This is a genomic window from Variovorax sp. YR750 (genome assembly GCF_900109805.1).
Lineage (GTDB): Bacteria > Pseudomonadota > Gammaproteobacteria > Burkholderiales > Burkholderiaceae_C > Variovorax > Variovorax gossypii.
The window spans coordinates 1-4,369 of the sequence record NZ_FOBJ01000045.1 but is presented as its reverse complement, the minus strand read 5'-3'; the positions used below and the strand labels follow the sequence as shown (position 1 = coordinate 4,369).

The following is a 4,369-nucleotide window of genomic DNA, read 5'->3' as shown; positions in this document are numbered from 1 at the left end:
AGCGCCAGGGGTGCACGGACGAGGATCTTGCGGACATTGCGTACACGCTGCAGGTGGGGCGTGAGGCGATGGAGGTGAGGCTGGCGTGCGTGGTGGGCACGCTGGAGGAGCTCAAGGCCAAGCTGGCGCAGTACCTGGCGGAAGCGAAGGACATCGACGGGCTCTACAGGGGCGAGATCAAGCGAGACAAAGAGACCCTCGCGCTCCTGGTGGACGAGGACATGAATCGCACCATCGACGCGTGGCTGTCCAAGGGCAAGCTGCGCAAGCTCGTCGAGCTGTGGGTGCGGGGACTGGCGTTCGACTGGGCGCGGCTGTACGACGGCGAAGTGACGCCGAGGCGGATCAGCCTGCCGACCTATCCGTTCGCCAAAGAACGGTATTGGATGGCGACGCGCGAAGAGACGTCACGGCCCGACCAACCGCGGAGGGCGGTGGACGAGGCCCCTTCGCGCGTGCCGTCCGCTTCCGTCGAGGTGGCAGAGGCCGCGGAGATTCTGACGTTCGAAGAGGTCTGGGACGCGCAGGCGCTGTCCTCCGGCCGCGAAAGCCAGTCTGGGACGTTGGTGTGCTTCTTATCGGCACCAGCTCACCAGCAGGCGGTGGCGAAGGTGGTGTCCGAGCAGGCGCCGGGCACGACGCTGGTGTTCGTGACGCAAGGCCATGTGACGGCTCCGGCCGACGGCTTGGTCCGGCACGCTTGGTCGGGCACGGCGATGGATGGCGGCGAGATCCTCGAAGCGATCGCGGCCACCCATGGTCCGCTGGATGCCCTGGCGTACCTGTGGCCGTTGGAGGCGTCCGCGCTGTTGGAGGACGCCGTCCCCATCTTGCACCTGCTGCAGGCGCTGGGTCGCCGGCGGATCGACTGTGCCCGGCTGGTGCTTGCCGGGCAGAGCTGCTGTGACGCGGAACTGGCGCACCTGTCGTCCTGGATCGGACTGGGACGCTCCATGAAGCTGGTGCTGCCGTCGATTCCGTTGTCGGTGGTCGGCCAGCAAGCGGCTGCGGGTGAGACCGTGGACTTCGCGGCGTGGGCGCGCCGCCTGCTTCTGGAACTGGCGGCGCCCCGAGGCCAGAGCGCGCTGTATCGGGGCGAGACGCGGTATGTACCGAAGACGCGCGACCTGGCATGCACCCCGCAGGCGCTGCCGCTGCGGCGGGACGGAGCCTACTGGATTACTGGCGGTCTTGGAGGATTGGGGTTTGTCTTTGCGCAGTACCTGGCCCGCCAGCATGGTGCGCGCCTGGTACTGAGCGGCCGCTCGATGCTGGACGCCTCCCGGCAAGCCCAGCTCGCGTCCCTGGAGCGATTGGGCGCACAGGTGCTGTACGTGCAGGCCGACGTGACGGATCGCGACGCCATGCGGGATGGGCTGGCGCAGGCGCTGGCGCGATTCGGCGCGATCGACGGCGTCCTGCATGCAGCGGGACTCGATTCCGAGGTCGATCTTCTCGAGAAGGATCCCGAGCAGTTCCGCGCGATTCTGGCGCCGAAGGTGACGGGGACGCTGGTGCTCGAGGACCTGCTGTGCGAACAGCCGTTGGAGTTCGTCTGCTACTTCGCTTCCGCGTCGGCGGTGCTGGGTGATTTTGGGGCTGGCGACTACGCCATGGGCAACCGCTTCCTGATGGCTTATGCCCAGGCCCGCGACGAGCGCCGAGCGCGCGGCGAGGTTGTTGGGAGGACCTTGGCCATCGCCTGGCCGCTGTGGCAGGACGGGCAGATGAGCGGCCGCGACCGCGCCCGGATCGATCTGTACCTGAAGTCGAGCGGCCAGCAAGCCCTGACGTCAGCGGAGGGCGTGGCGTTGTTCGAACGCCTGCTGGGCCAGCCGTCGCCGGCGCCGCTGGTAATGAAGGGGCAGCCGGCCCGGGTGCGGGGGCTCCTCGGTCTGGGGGACGAGACGGAATGCTCCGCGCCCGATGCGGAGGCCGGAAGCTCCGTGGCCCCTGCGGGACGCGGCCGACGGCCGGAGATGAAGGGTTTCGATGTGGAGACGTGCGTGGTGTGGGACCTCAGGGAGAAAGTCAGTACGCTCCTGGACGTTCCGCGCGCGCAACTGGGGCTGGAAGAGAACCTTGCGGATTTCGGCTTCGATTCGATTCGGCTGGCCGAGCTTTCCCGCTGCCTGAATGGCCACTTCGGCATCGACCTCACGCCGGCCGTGTTCTTCAGCCACCCCAGCCTGGGACGGCTTGCGGCCTACCTGATGGACAAGTATGCGATGCCGTTGGCCGAGTTCTATCAGGAAGGCACGGAGACGCCGGGCGCTGTTGGCGATCGGACGGTGGAGCGTGGCACCGCGACGACCGGCGAGGTGGCCCGACACGAACCAGATCCCACCAGTCTGCTCGCTGATGAGCCGATTGCGATCATCGGCATGAGCGGCCGCTTCCCGGGGGCGCGCACGGTCGAGGAGCTCTGGGAGATCCTGCGGCAAGGCCGGACCGTGGTGGAGGAGATCCCGCCGGATCGGTTCGACTGGCGGCCGTACGCTGGCGATCCGATGAAGGACCCCGGAAAGACCAACGGCCGGTGGCTGGGCGCGTTGCCTGGGGTGGCGGAGTTCGATCCTCAGTTCTTCGAGATCTCGCCCAAGGAAGCCGAACTGATGGATCCGCGCCAGCGGCTCCTCCTTCAAGAGGCCTGGGCTGCGCTGGAGGATGCGGGCTACGGACGCGCGCATCTGGACCGGCAGTCAGTCGGTATGTTCGTCGGCGTGGAGCAAGGCGACTACCAGTACCTTGTGGGCGAGCAGGGCAGCGTGACCGGCAACCACGACGGCATCCTGGCCGCGCGGCTGGCGTACGTGTTGAACCTGCAAGGCCCCGCGCTGGCGATCAACACGGCGTGCTCTTCCGGGCTGGTGGCGCTGCATGAGGCCTGCCTGAGCCTGCGCATGGGGGAATGCGAGACGGCGATCGCGGCCGGGGCGAACCTGGTGCTGACACCGCAGATGTTCGTGGCCCTCGGGCGGGCGGGCATGTTGTCCCCGGACGGCAAGTCGTACGCCTTCGACCGGCGCGCCAATGGGATGGTGCCGGGCGAGGCGGTGGTGGCGGTTGTCCTGAAACGGTTGTCGCACGCCGAAAGAGACGGGGATCCGATCCAGGGCGTGATCCGTGGCAGCGGGATCAACTACGACGGCAAAACCAACGGCATCACCGCGCCGAGCGGCATGGCGCAGACACGGCTGTTGCGAGACGTTCACCGCCGCTTCGGGATCGATCCGGCCCGGATCGACTACGTCGTCGCCCATGGAACGGGGACGCGACTGGGCGATCCCATCGAAGTCAACGCGCTCTACGAAGCCTTTGCCGGCTGCGAGGGTGTGCGGCCGGGGCAGTGCGCGCTGACCTCAACGAAGACCAACTTCGGCCACACGTTTGCAGCCTCGGGGTTGCTGAGCTTGGTCGCGCTGGTTCAGGCGATGCGCCACTGTGAGATCCCGGCGAGCCTCGACTGTGAGCAGTTGAGCGACTACATTCCGTGGGAAGCGAGTCCGTTCTACGTGAACGGCGCGCGCAAGCCCTGGCCGTCTCAGGGAAGGCCGAGGCTCGGGGCAGTCAGCGCTTTCGGGATGAGCGGCACCAACGCTCATGTGGTGGTCGAGAGCTACGAGGAAAAGGCGGCGACGCCGACCTCGTCAGTGCCGCGCTTCCATCTGCTGGTTGTGTCGGCCAAGACAGAGGAGGCGCTGGCCGCGCGTGTCCAGGCCCTGGCCGGGGCGCTCGGTGCGAAGGCCTGGTCGTCAGTCGATCTGTGCGCGCTGAGTTGTACGCTCTTGACCGGGCGCCACCACTTCGCTCATCGGTGCGCATTGGTCGTGCAGGACCGGGATGACGCGTTGCACGCGATGAGCCGGATCGGTGGCCGTGAGAAGCTGCCGGGCCTGTTCCAGGGCCAGGTTGGCAGAAACTTCGCTGCGCAGAAGGCTCTGGCGCGCTACGGCTTCGAGCTGCTGGCGCGCACGGCCCAGCCCGGGCTGTCGCACGTTGATCGCCAGGAAAACCTCCAGGCGTTGGCGGATCTGTACTGTCAGGGGTACGAGTTGCCCTGGGAGCGGCTTTTCGGCGACCGACCGCCGCGGCGGATCAGCCTGCCGACCTATCCGTTCGCGAGGGAACGGTACTGGGTGCCGCAGATGCAGAAACCGCAAGCGCAAGCGTCATCGGTACCGGGGGCGGTTTTCGCGAAGAACCCTGTCAGCGAGCAGTTGCATCCGCTCGTGCACCGCAACACCTCGAGCTTGGTCGTGCAGCGCTTCAGTTCGGTGTTCACGGGGGAGGAGTTCTTCCTTGCGGACCACGTGGTGAAGGGGCAGCGGGTGCTGCCCGGGGTTGCGTACCTGGAGCTTGCGCGCGC

1 protein-coding gene is annotated in these 4,369 nt (G+C 67.4%); it reads left to right on the top strand.

Annotated elements, in window-relative coordinates:
• A partial coding sequence (locus BMY35_RS37435; protein WP_143080852.1) for a type I polyketide synthase occupies positions 1-4,369 on the top strand: 4,369 nt, incomplete at both ends.